Source organism: Rhizobium sp. S152, assembly GCF_030380735.1.
Taxonomy (GTDB): domain Bacteria; phylum Pseudomonadota; class Alphaproteobacteria; order Rhizobiales; family Rhizobiaceae; genus Rhizobium.
The window spans coordinates 660,917-676,621 of the sequence record NZ_JAUDRZ010000026.1 but is presented as its reverse complement, the minus strand read 5'-3'; the positions used below and the strand labels follow the sequence as shown (position 1 = coordinate 676,621).

Here is a 15,705-nt window from a genome sequence, read left to right as displayed (position 1 = left end):
GATCAATGAATAAGCCGTCGCTTTCACAGATGAATGTGACGGAAGCAAGAGCGATGACGAGACGTTACTAAGAATTCGTGTCCTTGGAAACAGAGGCGACCCAGTTGTTCCAGTTCTTTGCCGAACCAGCGAACACATTGATGTCAGTCGGCCCCTTGATGCCGGGAATGACGCCCGTCGAGGTGTACTGCCAGAAGGCCCAGCGGCGATCGGCATAGGTGACTTCGGGATGCTTGGCGACCGAGCGGACCCAGAAGTGATAATCCTGGAAGTAACCCACCAGGTTGTCGCGGTGGAAATCGACCGAGGTATAAATGATCGGGCGCTTGCCGTAATAGGCTTCGAGGCGGTCCATGAAGCGCTGCAGCTGGGCGCGCACGGTGGCCGGATCCGGACGCAGGCGGCAGGTCTTCGATTCGGAATTCCATTCGACGTCGAGCACCGGCGGCAGGCGCATGGATTCCTTCGGCACGTTGCTGATGAACCAATCGGCCTGTTCGTCCGGCGTCGAGCAGAAATAATAGAAATGGTACGGGGCATGCGGAATGCCGACGGCGCGGGCGCGCTGCCAGTATTCGTTGAAGCGCGGATCGACGCGGTCCTTGCCCTCGGTCGCCTTGATGAAGGCGAAGGCGACGCCGGAGCTCTTGACCGTCTGCCAGTCGATATCACCCTGCCATTTGGAGATGTCGATGCCGTGCACGGCGTTCTGCGCCGGGTGCTTCGCGCCGAAGTCCTGCGGATCGGTATCCTGGAAACGGGTCTTGGGTTTTACGGACGCGGTCTCGAGGAGGTCGTACCCGGAAGAGGTGCAACCAGCCAGCATGGCGACCAACGGCAGAACGCAAAACAGAAGCCGGCGCATATGTAGTCCGTGAAACGAATGATCTTGTTGCCCCACAGCCTGACCTTCGAAAAACACGTGTCCAGCAGAGGAATGCCCCTCTTTTATTCATATCAACGTAAAAAATCGGTTAGTTTCAAGCGAAATATCAGCGCTTGCTGATAATCGTGGCGCGCCATGCGTAGCCGCCGCCGATGGTCTCGAAGGTCAGTTTCGCGCCGTTTTCAATGACTTGGGCTTCGAGAACCTGCCTCAGATCGGCGCGGGGCGTGACATGAAAACGTGCGAGCCAGGCCTTCAGAAATCTTGCGAACCAGCGCGGCAGCTTCTCCTGCTGGCCGAAATCGACGATGTGGAGCTCGCCACCGGGATTGAGTGCCGCGATCGCCGAGGCCACGGCGCGCTGCCAGTCGGGAATCATCGAGAGCGCGTAGGAGATGAGGATGCGGTCGAAACCGGCGACGCCGAACTCGGCCGGCGAGAAGGCGGTCGCGTCGGCGACGCGGAAATCAGGCGTGACGCCGCTACCGGCAAAGGTCTTGCGGGCGGAGATCAGCATCTCCTGCGAGATGTCGAGGCCGAAGAGCCTTGCCTGCGGGTAGCGCCTGTGGGCGAGCGCCAGGTTGCGGCCGGTGCCGCAGCCGACTTCGAGCAGCGTGCCTCCTTGTGGCACGTCGAGGTTCCGGATCGTGTGATCGCGGCCGAGCAGGTAGTATTTGCGGGTGAGGTCGTAGATGTGCCGCTGGTAGCGGTACATGCCGTCCATCAGGCCGGCATGATCCTCGGTGCCGGCGGCAGCGCTCGTCTCGACCTTGCTCACGCGTTCTTCCCGTAAATGTGGAAGGCGCCGTAGATCGCCGAGCGGTCGAGTACGGTGAGTTCGCGCGAGCGGTCTTCCATGTAGGTCCACTGGTCGCGGATCGCGGGCGAGAGACGGCCCTCGATGATGCTCTTTTCGGCTGCGGTGCGGAAGATGACGCGGGCGCCGGGGCGGGCGGTGCGGCTGATTTCGGCCCACAGGTCGTTCAGCTGATCGTCCGTCATCCAGTCCTGGGCGTCGAGCAGCACGTAGCGGTCGCGCGAGGCGGCCGGTTCGCGGGCGAGCAGTTCGGTAAAGCTCGCGTGATGGACGCTGACGCGATCGACATTGCCGCGGATCGCTTCGTAGTGCTCGGGCTTGAGATAGGTGGGCAGCGGGCCTTCGCCTTCGGGGGCATAGCGACGGCCGAAGGCCTGCCATGCGAAGTAGTTTTCCCGCATCGGGAAATGGCAGGCGAGCTTTTCCAGGCGGTGGCGCAGGACCGGGGCGATCGAATGATCGGCGGCGAGGCTCGCCAGTTCGTCATATTGCTGCGGCGGAATGCCGAGGCCGAAGAGCGAGCTCTTGCGGCTGGTGATCCAGCGCACCAGCGGCTTTTCGAACAGCGGCGCGATGCGCTCGTCGAAGAACTGGCGCTGTTCGCGTAGCGAGCGCGTCTCGGTCATCTCGGTCAGATCGACACCGTGCAGGCGGCCGAGCAGGTGGGCGGCGCCGATGAAGCGGCCGAGCAGGCCGGTCTTGTAGATGTTGCGGTCGAAGACGGTGATGCGGCGGCGGCCGAAGCGGCGACCATTCCAGTAGTTGCGGGTCGCGGCATCCAGGCCATCGGACAGGAACTGGTCGAAGGCGCGGCTGTTGGACGTTTCGCGCGGCGTCGCCAGGAAGCGGACGAGATCGGCATGACCAGGGAGATCGCGGAAGGCTGCGAGCTTCAAGCGGTTGAGCGCGATGTGGTGCGGGTTGAGATCGACGACATCGATCGATGCCGGGCTCTGCGAGAGGTAGGCGAGCATGTTGCAGCCGCCGGAACCGATGGTGACGATCCGGTGATGCGGCTCGAGTTCCATTGCCTGCATGTCGAGATCGGGATCCTCCCAGATCTGCGGATAGACCAAGCCGGAAAACAGCAGTCCGAAGAGACGCTCGGAAAGCCCTTCTTTCGAGAAGGCCTTGTGGCGGAGAAGAGCTGCCTTGAGTTTCCGGTTCTTGCGGAAGCCGGCATCCGGTGCAAATTCCGTCATGTGTGTTTTTCACCCTTTTTCGGTTTCAGGGCGTTTAGCGCGCGGGCGCTACAGTTTGATGACGCAGCCTGTGGGTAGCGCTTCGTGCTACAGCGGACGTTTGGGCTATCGGGGCTATCGCGGCCCGCCGTTTTTTGCTTCTCTGTGCGGGGAGGTCGTCGATGCCGGGGTTGTTGCGTGTCCTGAAGATGTTTGCGCTGCTGCTGCTTGCCGGCATTGTCGGCGGCGGGGCCTGGCTCTATCACAGCCCGCCCGAGCTGCTGCGGATCGGCGACGGCTATGCCGCCAAGATCGTCTGCTCGAATGTCTTCATTGCCGGCCGCGACGAGACCGAAGTCCTTGAAAACGATGTGCAAGCGCCGGGAAATCCCCTGCTAAGGCTGATCCGGGTTAAGGTGGACAGGGAACGGAAACGGGTCACCGCGCGCATCCTCGGCCTGTTCGCGCCCGGCTATGCCATGTATCGCGGCGCCTTCGGCTGCACCGCGGTTCCAGGTGGCGATTTTGAGGAAGCCGAGCGCTTCGTTCCCGATGCTCCCGAGGTTGCCGTTGCGAGGAGCGATGCACCGTGGCCGGATGGCGAGCGGGTGGATTCCAGCGATGAGAAGGTCACTAAAATCCTCGATGATCCGGCGCTCACCGGCGGCCAGATGCGGGCCGTCGTGGTCGTTCATGACGGGCGAATCATCGCCGAGCGCTACAGCGAGGGTTTCGATGCCACGACGCCGCTGATCGGCTGGTCGATGACCAAGACCGTCAATGCGGCCCTTGTCGGGCGGCTGATGCAGGAGGGGCGGATCAGCCTCACGGACGATCACCTGCTGCCGCGGTGGGGCAATAGCGACTATGCGCAGATCAGGTTGAGCGACCTGATGGGCATGGAGAGCGGGCTTGAATTCAACGAGGATTACGGCGCCGTGGCCGATGTGACCCGCATGCTCTATCTCGATCCTGACATGACTGATTTGCCGGCCTCGCGTCCGCTTGCGCACAGGCCGGGAACGGTCTTCGACTATTCGAGCGGCTCATCGGTGCTGATCTCGCGCATATGGATGGACCGGGCGGGCGATGCCGCCACCGCGCTGGCCTATCCGGCAAAGGCGCTATTTCAGCCGCTCGGCATGGAGAGCGCCGTCTTCGAGGTCGATGCGCGCGGAACCTTCGCGGGCAGTTCCTATCTCTACGCCACTGGGCGCGACTGGGCGAGGTTCGGGCTGTTCCTGCTACAGGATGGTGTGTGGAATGGAGACAGGCTGCTTCCGGAGAGCTTTATGGCGGCCGTCAGGGCGCCGACGGAGGCGTCGGGCGGCAAATACACGAAGGGGCAGGCGTGGCTGGCGGCGCCGGGCGGCGATACGAGCGCGAAGGCGGGACTTCCCGCCGATACGTTCTGGATGGAGGGACATGACGGCCAGAGCGTGGCGATTGTGCCCTCCGCCGGGCTGGTCGTCGTCAGGCTGGGGCTGACGCCCAGCCGGTTGGGTTACCGGCCTCAGGAACTGGTGAAGGCGATCCTGACGGCTTTACTGGCCAAGTCTCAGTAATTGCCCTGGGCGATGTCGTCCAAACCCTTGCGCTTGGCATCGTAGTAATAGCCGCGCGCATAGAGGCGAACGGCGTCGTCTTCCTTGTTGTCGGAGACGACCCAGGCACCGCGGAGATATTTCGCGGCGTATTTGATGTTGGTTTCGGCGTCGAAGAGGCCGGCGGGCTCGCCCTCGTAGCCCATGGACTTGGCGGTGTTGTACTTGATCTGCATGAGACCGAAGTAGCCGCGCTTGTTGTAGGCCTTGGGATTATAGCGGCTTTCGCGGTGTACGACGCGGTGCAGCAGCGAGGCCGGAACCTTATACATCGCCGAATACTTGTCGATGATCTTGGTGATCGCGCTTTTTTCGACCGTCGGCGCGCCATCGTCGGTGTCGTCGTCGCTGAACATCGGCGGAGCGGTCGGTGGATCCATCGGGCCGGATGTGTCGAAGCCGTAGTCGCTCATCGAGCGCGGCGTCGTGTCGATTGCGGAGAGCGCCGCCACGGCGCCGTTCTGCGGCATGGTCGCGGCAAAGGCGAGCTGCGTGGCGTTGGCAGGCGTACCCGGACGCGGCGTTGGCACGACCGATTGGATCGCGGTCATCTCGGGCGTCAGCGGAATCTCGGTGCTGTAGCCCGTTGCGGTGGGCTGCACCTGCGCGGTCTGCTGCGCGGGATCGGTGGAGGGCATCGCAGCTGCGGCAAGCGAAGGATTGGCGTCGGTCGCCTGCGCGAACATTGCCGTCGGCTCTACGCCTTCCGCCGCCGGAACGGCCGCGAACATGGCGTCTTCGCCCGGCTTGGGAGTCGGAAGGACGGTCTGTTCCGCCATCAATTCCGCCTGGGATGTGTATTCGACGCTAGAGCATCCGGCCACGACACCGCACAGCATCGTGGACACGATGAGACTGCGTTTCAGCCCGGAAAAACCGATCGCTACCATTCTCTCACTTTCGTGAAATGCGCCGCCCGGCAGCATTCAAAAGTTACCAAGACCTTACGTCTTGATTTCCCCATTAACGTATTCGTTGCAGACGGGCAACCCGCCGAAAATATTTACGCGGCGATGCGCCGGTAGCCGGCCGTCACGGCGCCGGCCGCGATCAGCAGCGTGCCGCCCGTGCGGTTGACGGCGCGCTGGACGCTTGCCTTGCGGATCAGGCCACGCGCCGCGTGTGCGGCAAGGGCGTAGACCGAGGCGTTAATGGTCGCCAGAACAAGAAAAGTGGCTTCCATGATCAGCATCTGGCCCATGAAGGGAAGGGCTGGATTGAGGAACTGGGGAACGAAGGCGATAAAGAAGACGATGCTCTTGGGATTGAGCGCCGTTACCACATAGGCGTGCAGGAAGATCTTCAGCGATTTCTCTTCCGGCAGGTTGTCGTTGTCGGCCACCCGCTCGGAGATGATGGGCGCGCGCCAGAGCTTGATGCCGAGCCAGATCAGGTAGGCGCCGCCGATCCACTTCAATACGGTGAAGAGCGTGGCTGATGCAGCGAGGATGGCGCCCAGTCCGAAGAGGGACGCCGTCATCGCGGTGAAGTCGCCCAGCGCCACGCCGCTTACCGTCGCAAACGCCGTCTTGCGGCCATGGCCGAGCGCATAGGAGACGACGAGGAGAATCGTCGGCCCCGGGATCGCCAGCATGATGGCGGATGCGGCGGCGAAAGCGAGCCAGGCTTCGAGCGACATGGAATCTCCTCCTAATTCTTAAAAATTAGCAAAGACACCATATAAGCGTCCAGTCAATTACGCCGATTTGTATTTCTGCCCGATCGTGTTCATCACTTCGCCGAACCACGCGGTCGAGATGTCGAAGGCCTTGCCACCCTTGATGCGCGGGAACTCGATGGTGCGCAGCTTGCCGTTCTGGCCCTCGTCGTGACCGGTCACGCCCGAGGTTCCATTGAGCGCGCTTTCGACCGCAAGGTCGGTCATGCTCTGGATCAGGCGCAGGTCGTCGCTGTTGGCCGCGGCCGAGCGGGCAAAATAGCCGGACTTCTGGACGAGCGAGCGTTCGGCACCGATGAGGCCGGCGAACTGTTTCTGGAACCAGCCGCCGACATTGATCGTGTCGATCTTGACGTGGCCGAAGGCATCGCGCTTGACCGTTTCGCCTGATGCCTCGCGTTCAGCGACGATGGCGTCCAGGCAAGCGCCTTCCGAGACGAAGACTGTAGCGTGGCCGGTGCGGTCCATCACCTCCTTCAGGCGCGCCGCTTCCTGGTCGAGATCGAAGGCGAGCTCGGGCAGGTAGACCGCGTCGATGCTCTTCATCTGAGCATTGGTCATGAGGCCAGGCGTATAGTCGTAGCTTGCCGTGCGCTTCAGATAGGCGCGCGCGGTCGCAGCCGTCAGCCAGCCGCAGTGGCGGCCCATCACCTCGTGGATGATCAGCGTGCGGGGAGCAGCGGTCTGCTCGTTGCTGACATTGTCGAAGAAATGCGCGCCGACTTCGGCGGCCGTCCAGGCGCCGAGCGATTGGCGGATCGGCACGACGTCGTTGTCGACCGTCTTCGGCAGGCCTACGACCGTCAGGTTATAGCCGTTGGCCGAGAGGTAAGCCGCCAGATCGGCCGCGGTGGTGTTGGTGTCGTCGCCACCGATGGTGTGGAGTATGGTGACGCCGTCATTGGCGAGCCGTTCGGCCGCCACGCGCAGCGGGTTCTCGCCTTCCTTCACCAGGCCGCGCTTCACGCAATCGGCGGCGTTGGTCAGTTTGACGCGGCTGTTGCCGATCGGCGAGCCGCCAAAGCGGTGGAGCAGCGGCGCCTTCTCGCGCATCTCGGGGGTGATCCCGACGCTGTCGCCGAGGAGCACGCCCTGATAGCCGGAGCGGTATGCGATGAGCTCGATATCAGGCGCTACGTCGCTGTAGCGCTCGATGAGGCCGCCGACCGCGGACGAGAGACAGGGGGCCAGGCCTCCGGCCGTGAGCATTGCGACTTTCTGTTTGGCCATGATCCCTCCGTGGACAATCCGTGCTTCTCGCTGCGCTTAGGTAACGCATGGATGCGGCAGGGAAAGGGGAGTGTAAAGTGTAGTTTTGATGAAAAGCGCAGCGGCTTTCCAAGCCGAAGCGTGAACTGTATCGGAAGCGATGATATAATCGTTTCAAGCGCGGCTTAAGATTTACATGCCGCTGTGGAAATCGCATCGCCTCATATCGCTGCAAAGAGGCAAACGTCCGCGGAGCCGTATCGACGACGCAATCATTACAGAATCGTGAAAAGTGTTTTCACCCCTGCGGGAAATCGTCGCCTTGCAAAAGCAACTATTATTTGTTCAAGGTGTTTCCTCTTTTGAACTAGGGAATCCGCATGTCTTTCTGGGAAAAACTGTTGAATGCCATCGGCACCACGGCGGGCAATGCCCTGTCGGCGGTGGTGGAGGCCATTCGTACCGTTTTCGAGGGAGACCCGGAGACCCGGCGCAAGGTCGCTTTCTCGGTCGCGATCATCGCTTTGTCGGCAAAGATGGCGAAGGCCGATGGCGTCGTCAGCGAAAAGGAAGTGCAGGCCTTCCGCGAAATCTTCGAATTTCCGCCGGAGCAGGCGACAAACGTCGCCCGGCTCTATAATCTCGCCCGCCAGGATGTGGCCGGGTACGAGGCCTATGCCGAGCGGCTGTCGTCGCTGTGCACGACCTGTGCCGCGAACTGCCCGGTGCTGGAAGAGGTCCTCGATGGTCTGTTTCATATTGCCAAAGCCGATGGCCTGATCCACGAAAACGAAATGTCGTTCCTGCGGCGCATAGGCGAAATCTTCCAGATGAGCGACGAGCGATTCGATCGGATCGCGGCGCGCCACGTCTCCATGGGCCGCGATCCCTACAAGGTGCTCGGCGTATCGCCGGCCGACGATTTCCCGACGATCCGCCGCCGTTATCACGGGCTCGTCACCGAGCATCATCCGGACCGGCTTATCTCGCGCGGCGTGCCCGCCGAGTTTCACGCGATCGCAAACGAACGTATGGCTGCGTTGAACGCCGCCTATGAAGCGATTGAGAAGGAACGCTGTGCCGCATGACCTCGTTCGAGGCTGACTACAAGCGGGCAAGGGTGCAGGCCTCGCCGAACCATGGTGAGCGCGCGGACGTGCGCAAGCCGGATATGATCATTCTCCATTATACCGGAATGCCGACGGCCGAAGGCGCGCTCGACTGGCTATGTCGCGAGGAGAGCCAGGTCTCCAGCCACTACTTCGTTCATGAAAATGGTGACGTCGTGCAGCTCGTTCCGGAGGCGCGCCGGGCATGGCATGCGGGCAAGAGCAGCTGGCATGGAGAGGGGGATATCAACTCGCTTTCCATTGGTATCGAGATCGCCAATGCCGGTCATCCGGGCGGCTTGCCGGACTATCCTGCGGAGCAGATCGCGGCGGTTGTCGAATTGTGCCGCGATTGCGGCCATCGTTGGGCGATCCCGCCGGAGAGAGTCCTCGGGCACTCGGATATCGCCCCCGTCCGCAAGGTCGATCCGGGCGAAAAGTTTCCCTGGGATATGCTGCATCGGGCAGGCGTCGGGCACTGGGTGGAGCCGGCGCCGATCGCGGGCGGACGCTTCTTCCAGCGGGGAGATCGAGGGCAGCCCGTCGAGGCCCTGCAATCGATGTTGTCGCTCTATGGTTATTCGACTGAAATCACGAGCGAATTCTGCGACAGGACGGCCGGCGACGTCGAGGCGTTCCAGCGGCATTTCCGGCAGGCCCGCGTGGACGGGATCGCCGATTTTTCGACCATCGACACTTTGCATCGCCTGCTTGCATCTCTCCCGCGCTATTGCGCATAGGCTGCAGCTTTCTCAAGCGCTGATATGTCAGGAATTCACCGTCACGCTGCGGTGCCACATGTTTTCCCTATTATCTCCTCATTACGATGGTCTAACCCCGATCGCTGAACGGCGCCGGATGTCCTGTTTCGATTTTTATTCCGTCGTCAAACGAAAACAAAAAGAATAGCCGCGACCCGCACTCTGCGGGCGTCGGTATCGTATCGGTCCGTTTCTTCCATGCTGGGCCGATATTTCTTTGGGTCGGAGTAACTAGACTAAATGAGAAATATGATTGCTACTGTGGTGTGCGCGAGCGCACTGCTGACGGGATTTAATTGCGCCTTCGCAGGCGATTGGGGCAATAGGGCACAGACAATTCCTTTGAAGACTGTCGACCGCACCAGCGGTTACGCAATGCCTGATTTCTCAGCCACCACCTCCAACAAGTATTCCGCTATCATCGTCAAGTATGCCAAGCAGTACGACGTTCCTGTCGAGCTGGCGCAGGCGGTCGTGCGCGTCGAGAGCAACTTCAATCCGAACGCACGCGGCAGCGCCGGTGAAATCGGCCTTATGCAGATCAAGCCGGCAACGGCGAAGATGATGGGCTATGCCGGCTCCAAGAAGGGCCTGTTCGATCCGGAAACCAACATCAAGTACGGCATGAAGTACCTCGCGGCCGCACATGAACTTGGCGGCGGCGAAACCTGCAACACCATCCTCAAGTACAATGCCGGCCATGGCGCCAAGCGCATGAACCCGGTCTCCAAGGCCTATTGCGGCAAAGTGCTGGCAATGCTCTGACATGACGTTGCAGGCGGCGTGACGGTCGCTCGAATCTCTCCGGTTCGAACGACGGCTTCGCCTGGAAATGTGTTGCGCGAGAATCGCTTCGCGCCCGCACTTAACAATGTGATTCAACGCGATGGCTATGCTATCTGACCTCAAAGCGAGGTGGTTCATGGCAGTCGATTTCAAGGTGATCATAGTTGGGTGCGGAATGATGGGCGCGGCTGCGGCCCGCCATCTCTCCGGCATGATCGATGGGGTCTGCGTCATCGGCTCGAGCGAGCCGGTCGAACGCAAGACCCATCACGGGGTCTTTGCCAGCCACTACGACGAGGCGCGGATCACGCGAACGTTCGACGACAACATCGTCTGGGGAACGTTCGCCGCGCGCTCGCTCGACCGCTACGCCGAGATCGAGGCGAAGAGCGGAATCTCCTTCTATACCGAAGCCGGCTGCCTCTTCGCGGGGCCGACGGCGGTGCCCGGGCAGGGCTATCTCGGGCGTGCTCTTGAACTCAGTGCGCGCTTTAAGCTCGATGTCGAAACGCTCGACGCCTCGGCGCTACGGGACCGCTTTCCGCAGTTTTCGCTCAATCCGAAATTCTCCGGCTATTATGAGAAGCGACGTGCGGGCCATATCAATCCGCGCGCGCTTGTGCGGGCGCAGGCCAAGCTCGCGGCAGCGGGCGGCGCCACGCTTGTCGACGCCACCGTCACGTCCGTCCGCGACGAGGGCGACCACGTCGCGGTGAGTGCAGGCGGGCGGACCTACACGGCCGAGAAGGTTTTGGTTTCTGCCGGCGGATTCAGCAATTTCAACGCACTGCTACCGGCGCCCGTCGATATTCGCGTGGCGGCGCGCACCGTGGCCTTCTTCGAGCTCGGCGATCGCGAGATGGCGTTGTTCGGCGATATGCCGTCGACGATTGTCTTCGGCGATCGCGACGAGGATCACGTCTACATCCTGCCGCCGGTGCGTTACCCGGATGGCAAGATTTATCTGAAGCTTGGTGGCGATCTGGAAGCGCGCAGCTTCGCCACGCTCGACGACGCCGGTGCATGGTTCCGGTCCGACGGCGATATCGCGGAGCGCAATCAATTGGCGGCGGTGGCGGTGCAGGCGATGCCGGGGCTTTCGGGTTGCCCGGTGACGAGCGCGCCATGCGTGGCGACCTTTACGGCGACGTCCTATCCCTATGCCGGCTTCACCGATTCGCCGCGTATCGCGGTCCTCACCGGTGGCAATTTCGTCGCCGCCAAGTCGTCCGACGAACTCGGCCGCCTGGGCGCGGTGCTGATGACGCAGGGATGGCTTGGGGAAGAGGATTTCGGGCGTGAGCTGACGCCGGTGTTTCTGTAGGGGGCGGCGGATGAGCGGGCATTTCAGATATATCGTCGTCGGCAGGGGGATGATGGGGGCTGCGGCAACCAGGCACCTGGCGCTGGCAACCGATGGCGTCGCGGCAATCGGGCCGGATGAGCCCGCCGACCGGAAGAACCACGACGGCGTGTTCGCGAGCCATTACGACGAGGGCCGGATTACCCGGACGATCGATCCCGATCGCGACTGGGCGCTGCTCGCCAATCGCTCGATCGCACGTTACCGCGAAATCGAGCGCGACAGCGGCGTTTCCTTCTACACGCCGGCGGGTTGCCTGGTCGTCGGCCCGACGCGTAGCAGCGGCAACGGATATGTGGCGCGAACGGAGAGTGCTGCTCGGTCGCTCGGCGTCGAGACGTCGCTGCTCGACGACGCGGGACTGAAGGAGCGTTTCGGCTACTTCCGCTTTCCCGAGGGGAGCGAAGGCGTCCACGAGGCAACGGGTGCAGGCTATATCAGCCCGCGCAACCTGGTGCGGGCGCAGTCGGTGTCGGCCGCGAAGGCCGGTGCGGAGATGATCGACGACATCGCGGTTTCTATCCGCGAGGAGGGCGGGCTTGTCTCCGTCGAGACGGCGAGCGGAAGGAGCTATCGCGCCGAGAAGGTCCTTCTGGCCGCGGGCGGTTTTTCCATTGCGGAGAATCTGTTGCCGCAGCCTGTTGATCTGAAGGTTTATGCGCGCACCATCGCCTTCTTCGAGGTGAGCGAGGCGGCGGCCGAAGCCTTCGCCGGGATGCCGTCGCTGATCGCGCAGGGGGCGGATGGTGCCGACGGCATCTACATGCTGCCGCCGATCCGCTATCCCGACGGCAGGCTCTACATGAAGATCGGCGGCGATCCCGACGACGTCACCCTGCAGCGTGAACCGGAGCTGCGCTCGTGGTTCAGGCAGGACGGTCGCGAAAGCGTGCAGGCGCATCTGGCAAAGGTGATCTCTGGGCTGGTGCCGGAGCTCAAGCCGGTTTCGACGTCGACTGGTTCCTGCGTCGTGTCGTTTACGCCGAGCGGATATCCGATGATCGGCTACGGCGCCTCGACAAAGATCGGCGTGCTCACCGGGGGCTGCGGCACCGCGGCCAAGAGTTCGGACGAGATTGGCCGCCTCGGCGCGGAGCTGCTGCTCGAAGGCAAAATCAAGGAGCAGGGCTACACGACGGATTTCAAACCCTATTTCCGTTAGCCACACCCCATATTTCGGTGGCATTCCTCGGCGCTCTCGGTTAAGGGAGCCATGCCAGTTGGCCGGGCAGCCGCGCTTTACCAATGTCGAAAGACGGTAGGGTGAGGAAAGTCCGGGCTCCACGGAAACACGGTGCCGGATAACGTCCGGCGAGGGCGACCTCAGGGAAAGTGCCACAGAAAGCAAACCGCCTGCCTCGGCAGGTAAGGGTGAAAGGGTGGGGTAAGAGCCCACCGCATTTCCGGTAACGGCGATGGCAAGGTAAACCCCACCGGGAGCAAGACCGAATAGGGATGACGCGGACGGCGCAAGCCGTCCGGCTGGTTTCCAGGCCAGTCATCCGGGTGGGTTGCGAGAGGCAGCGTGCGAACGTTGTCCCAGAGGAATGGCTGCCACGTTCCGGTTTCGGCCGGAGCCATACAGAACCCGGCTTACAGGCCAACTGGCGATTGTCTTCCCTGAAGACATCAGGTGCCCTGATCGCGTCAATGCGCGGTCGGCGCCTGCTTCAGGCACTCGTCGCAGGTCGTGCTGCTGCGCGCCAGAATGGACCATCGCTTAAATATAGCGCCACACTGATCACAACGGATTTCCGTTGTCATGCCCTTTTTCGCGAGTGAAAGCGGGGCTTGAGTTGAGGATCTTCCATATAGAAGGCCCTTGAATGTGAAGTTTGTCATCGCATTACTCCACTTTTATTGTTTTAGAATGTAATAATATGTGTCCGGCAGCGGTTAAATCAATTCTCCCGGCCCGCATTATTTAGCTTGATCCCCGTTCATCCGAAGGTGGTGCGCCATCTTGTCCCGCGTTCATCGGTGCGCCGATCAATGCGCTTCATGGTTGCGGCTATGTCTATTGTCGACGTCGCGGGCTCTCTTCGATTGCAAATATCACCGGTTTCGCCTAGGCCTTGCGATAGTGGGTTGGGAGAGATCCGTGCGCAGTTTGATGGCGGTTTTGGGTTTGCTGATTTTGAGTGGCTGTTCCTCGTATGCTTCCGAATACGATGCCGTCGCCTATTACCTCCGTGGCGGAAGTGCCGCGCGCAGCGCGGTGGAGCAGAAGTGCATCGAGAGGCGCACGTCGGAGAAGGCGCGGCGGGAGATCGCGGCGGAACTGAATATCCCGGAAAAGCGGGTTCCCACGGTCGTCTGCGGCCGGATCATCAAGGGTATCGCTTCGGGACGAGTCACGCGCGAGGATTACGCCGCTCTCTATGGCGAAGACAAGGTTACGCCTAACATGCAGAGCGTCCTGCTAGGCAACTAGCGTCAATGCTCCCGCTTTCGGCTAGCGATCTGTTTTCGCAAACGTATTCTTCTGTTTCATCAGCCAACCTCGCCGCATTCGATCGGTCAGAGGAGGCGATTTTGCGTGCTCTCGAATGCGTGATCATAACCCTTTGTTAAACTTAACAGCTTATGAATATTCGATACTGCGCTCATCGTGAGACGGGCGTTTCCCATTGACGCCCATACGGTCCCATGTTATCCCATTCTTGCACTGCGCCAGGGCAATCAGCTGCCCATTCTTCGCAAAGCCAAGATGTCTTCCGATCCGGAAGCGTCGGGTGGGTTCATGCCCGTCCGGCTGGCGACGCCGTGCCTGAGCTTCAGGGTCAAGGGTGCGAGTTTTTCGCCCGGGCTCTTTCGGGAACGGATGTTTCGTGTCATGAGCCGCTTCCTTTCAAGTGCGACCAACAGGATCGATTCCAAGGGCAGGGTCTCCGTGCCCGCGGCGTTTCGTTCCGTGCTGGCGCAACGCAATATCCAGGAGCTTTATTGCTTCCAGGATTTTGTGTTTCCGGCGATCAGCATCGGCGGTTCGGACCTTCTCGAAAGGTTCGAGCGGCAGATCGCTGCGGAGGATCCGTTTTCGCCGGAAGCGAACGCGATGTCGCTTCTCATCCATGGGGGCGGGGTCTTCATGAAGCTCGACGCCGAGGGGCGGCTGATGGTCACGGATTTCATTCGCGACTTCACCGGAATCTCGGACGAAGTGACCTTCGTCGGTCGGGCGGATCATTTTCAGCTGTGGCAGCCGAATGCATTTCAGGCGGCGCAGATGCAGGCACGAGGGGAGCGCGCGGGCAAGCGTTCCTGAACAAGCGAGGGAACGGAATGGCGGCGAATCCTGGCGAAGGTTCAACTGAAGCCGGTGGCGGACCGGTTCGCCACATTCCGGTTCTTCTCAAGGAAGTGCTCGTGGCGCTGGAGCCCGGCGCTGGCAAGGTCGTCCTCGACGGCACCTTCGGGGCGGGCGGATATACTTCCGCCATTCTGGCTGCCGGTGCCGATGTCATCGCGCTCGACCGCGATCCGACGGCGATCGCTGCCGGCCAGGCGCTCGTTGCGGCGAACGGCGGCCGCCTCAAGCTCATTCACTCACAGTTTTCGCATCTCGCGGATCACGCGCCAGAAAGTGGCCTCGATGGTGTCGTTCTGGATATCGGCGTCTCGTCCATGCAGATCGACGAAGCCGATCGCGGCTTCTCCTTCCAGAAGAACGGTCCGCTCGACATGCGCATGTCGGCGGCGGGCGTCTCGGCTGCCGATGTCGTCAACCGCGCCAAGGTCGCCGATCTGATCCGCATCTTCCATTATCTCGGCGAGGAGAGCCAGTCGCCGCGCATCGCGCACGCGATCGAGAAGCGGCGCGCCGAAAAGCCGTTCGAGACGACGCGCGATCTGGCCGGTCTTATCGAGGTCGTCACCCCGCGCAAGATGAAGGACAAGATCCACCCGGCGACGCGGGTCTTCCAGGCGCTGCGCATCTTCGTCAACGATGAGCTCGGCGAGCTGGCGCAGGCGCTGTTTGCCGCCGAGCGCGCGCTGAAGCCGGGCGGACGCCTCGTGGTCGTCACCTTCCATTCGCTGGAAGACCGCATCGTCAAGACGTTCTTCTCGGACCGTGCCGGCAAGGCCGTCGGTTCGCGCCACATGCCCGTCGCCCATGAGCGGGCGGCGACCTTCGACAGGATAGGCAAGCCGATGGTCTCGGCGAGCGACGCGGAAGCAGAACTCAATCCGCGGGCGCGTTCGGCCAAGCTGCGCGCCGGTCTCAGGACTTCCGCGCCAGCCGAAGCCGCCGACATGTCGATCTTTGGATTGCCCAATCTTGCCAGCCTCGGAAAGCTCGGAGCCTGA

The 15,705-nt window shown here is 61.8% G+C and carries 15 protein-coding genes and 1 other RNA gene; 10 read left to right on the top strand and 6 right to left on the bottom strand.

What is annotated here, in order from left to right:
• Positions 1 to 67: 67 nt before the first annotated feature.
• The 3 genes from QTL95_RS22455 to QTL95_RS22445 all read right to left on the bottom strand — a co-directional run bounded on the left by QTL95_RS22455 (position 68) and on the right by QTL95_RS22445 (position 2,905).
• Complete coding sequence (locus QTL95_RS22455) at positions 68 to 865, bottom strand: glycoside hydrolase family 25 protein (RefSeq protein WP_037178883.1); 798 nt, start codon at positions 863 to 865, stop codon at positions 68 to 70.
• Between the two features lie 127 nt (positions 866 to 992).
• Positions 993 to 1,664, bottom strand: coding sequence for a class I SAM-dependent methyltransferase (locus QTL95_RS22450; RefSeq protein ID WP_442981332.1), 672 nt, complete (start codon positions 1,662 to 1,664; stop codon positions 993 to 995).
• Complete coding sequence (locus QTL95_RS22445; RefSeq protein ID WP_289722110.1) at positions 1,661 to 2,905, bottom strand: DUF3419 family protein; 1,245 nt, start codon at positions 2,903 to 2,905, stop codon at positions 1,661 to 1,663. Before QTL95_RS22445 ends, QTL95_RS22450 begins: the two co-directional genes overlap by 4 nt.
• A 161-nt stretch (positions 2,906 to 3,066) precedes the next feature.
• Between QTL95_RS22445 and QTL95_RS22440 the strand changes: the two genes are divergently transcribed.
• Entirely contained in the window at positions 3,067 to 4,449 is a 1,383-nt protein-coding gene (locus QTL95_RS22440; RefSeq protein ID WP_289722109.1) for a serine hydrolase domain-containing protein, read from the top strand.
• Here QTL95_RS22440 and QTL95_RS22435 read toward each other — a convergent pair.
• The 3 genes from QTL95_RS22435 to QTL95_RS22425 form a co-directional block, all read right to left on the bottom strand.
• The gene (locus tag QTL95_RS22435) at positions 4,443 to 5,378 is read right to left on the bottom strand and encodes a transglycosylase SLT domain-containing protein (RefSeq protein WP_289722108.1); all 936 of its coding nucleotides are present in this window, start codon (positions 5,376 to 5,378) and stop codon (positions 4,443 to 4,445) included. The genes QTL95_RS22440 and QTL95_RS22435 overlap by 7 nt on opposite strands.
• 113 nt (positions 5,379 to 5,491) lie before the next feature.
• On the bottom strand, positions 5,492 to 6,127 hold the full coding sequence (locus QTL95_RS22430; RefSeq protein ID WP_289722107.1) for a LysE family translocator: 636 nt from the start codon (positions 6,125 to 6,127) through the stop codon (positions 5,492 to 5,494).
• A gap of 57 nt (positions 6,128 to 6,184) precedes the next feature.
• Complete coding sequence (locus QTL95_RS22425) at positions 6,185 to 7,396, bottom strand: pyrophosphate--fructose-6-phosphate 1-phosphotransferase (RefSeq protein WP_289722106.1); 1,212 nt, start codon at positions 7,394 to 7,396, stop codon at positions 6,185 to 6,187.
• A gap of 359 nt (positions 7,397 to 7,755) precedes the next feature.
• Here QTL95_RS22425 and QTL95_RS22420 point away from each other — a divergent pair, with 359 nt between their 5' ends.
• The 9 genes from QTL95_RS22420 to rsmH all read left to right on the top strand — a co-directional run bounded on the left by QTL95_RS22420 (position 7,756) and on the right by rsmH (position 15,705).
• Entirely contained in the window at positions 7,756 to 8,463 is a 708-nt protein-coding gene (locus QTL95_RS22420; protein WP_289722105.1) for a J domain-containing protein, read from the top strand.
• Positions 8,460 to 9,224: an N-acetylmuramoyl-L-alanine amidase gene (locus QTL95_RS22415; protein WP_289722104.1), complete on the top strand. Its 765-nt coding sequence runs from the start codon at positions 8,460 to 8,462 to the stop codon at positions 9,222 to 9,224. The genes QTL95_RS22420 and QTL95_RS22415 overlap by 4 nt, the downstream gene beginning before the upstream one ends.
• Positions 9,225 to 9,485: 261 nt before the next feature.
• Positions 9,486 to 10,010, top strand: coding sequence for a lytic transglycosylase domain-containing protein (locus QTL95_RS22410; protein WP_289722103.1), 525 nt, complete (start codon positions 9,486 to 9,488; stop codon positions 10,008 to 10,010).
• Between the two features lie 157 nt (positions 10,011 to 10,167).
• On the top strand, positions 10,168 to 11,355 hold the full coding sequence (locus QTL95_RS22405; RefSeq protein ID WP_289722102.1) for an FAD-dependent oxidoreductase: 1,188 nt from the start codon (positions 10,168 to 10,170) through the stop codon (positions 11,353 to 11,355).
• Between the two features lie 10 nt (positions 11,356 to 11,365).
• Positions 11,366 to 12,556 carry an FAD-dependent oxidoreductase gene (locus QTL95_RS22400; RefSeq protein WP_289722101.1) on the top strand — a complete coding sequence of 397 codons (1,191 nt, stop codon included), beginning with the start codon at positions 11,366 to 11,368 and terminating at the stop codon, positions 12,554 to 12,556.
• Positions 12,557 to 12,610: 54 nt separating this feature from the next.
• Positions 12,611 to 13,006: RNase P RNA component class A (gene rnpB, locus QTL95_RS22395), an RNA gene on the top strand.
• A gap of 489 nt (positions 13,007 to 13,495) precedes the next feature.
• Complete coding sequence (locus tag QTL95_RS22390; protein WP_289722100.1) at positions 13,496 to 13,828, top strand: hypothetical protein; 333 nt, start codon at positions 13,496 to 13,498, stop codon at positions 13,826 to 13,828.
• A 402-nt stretch (positions 13,829 to 14,230) separates the two neighbouring features.
• Complete coding sequence (mraZ, locus tag QTL95_RS22385; protein WP_289722440.1) at positions 14,231 to 14,662, top strand: division/cell wall cluster transcriptional repressor MraZ; 432 nt, start codon at positions 14,231 to 14,233, stop codon at positions 14,660 to 14,662.
• Between the two features lie 17 nt (positions 14,663 to 14,679).
• The gene (gene rsmH, locus QTL95_RS22380) at positions 14,680 to 15,705 is read left to right on the top strand and encodes a 16S rRNA (cytosine(1402)-N(4))-methyltransferase RsmH (protein WP_289722099.1); all 1,026 of its coding nucleotides are present in this window, start codon (positions 14,680 to 14,682) and stop codon (positions 15,703 to 15,705) included.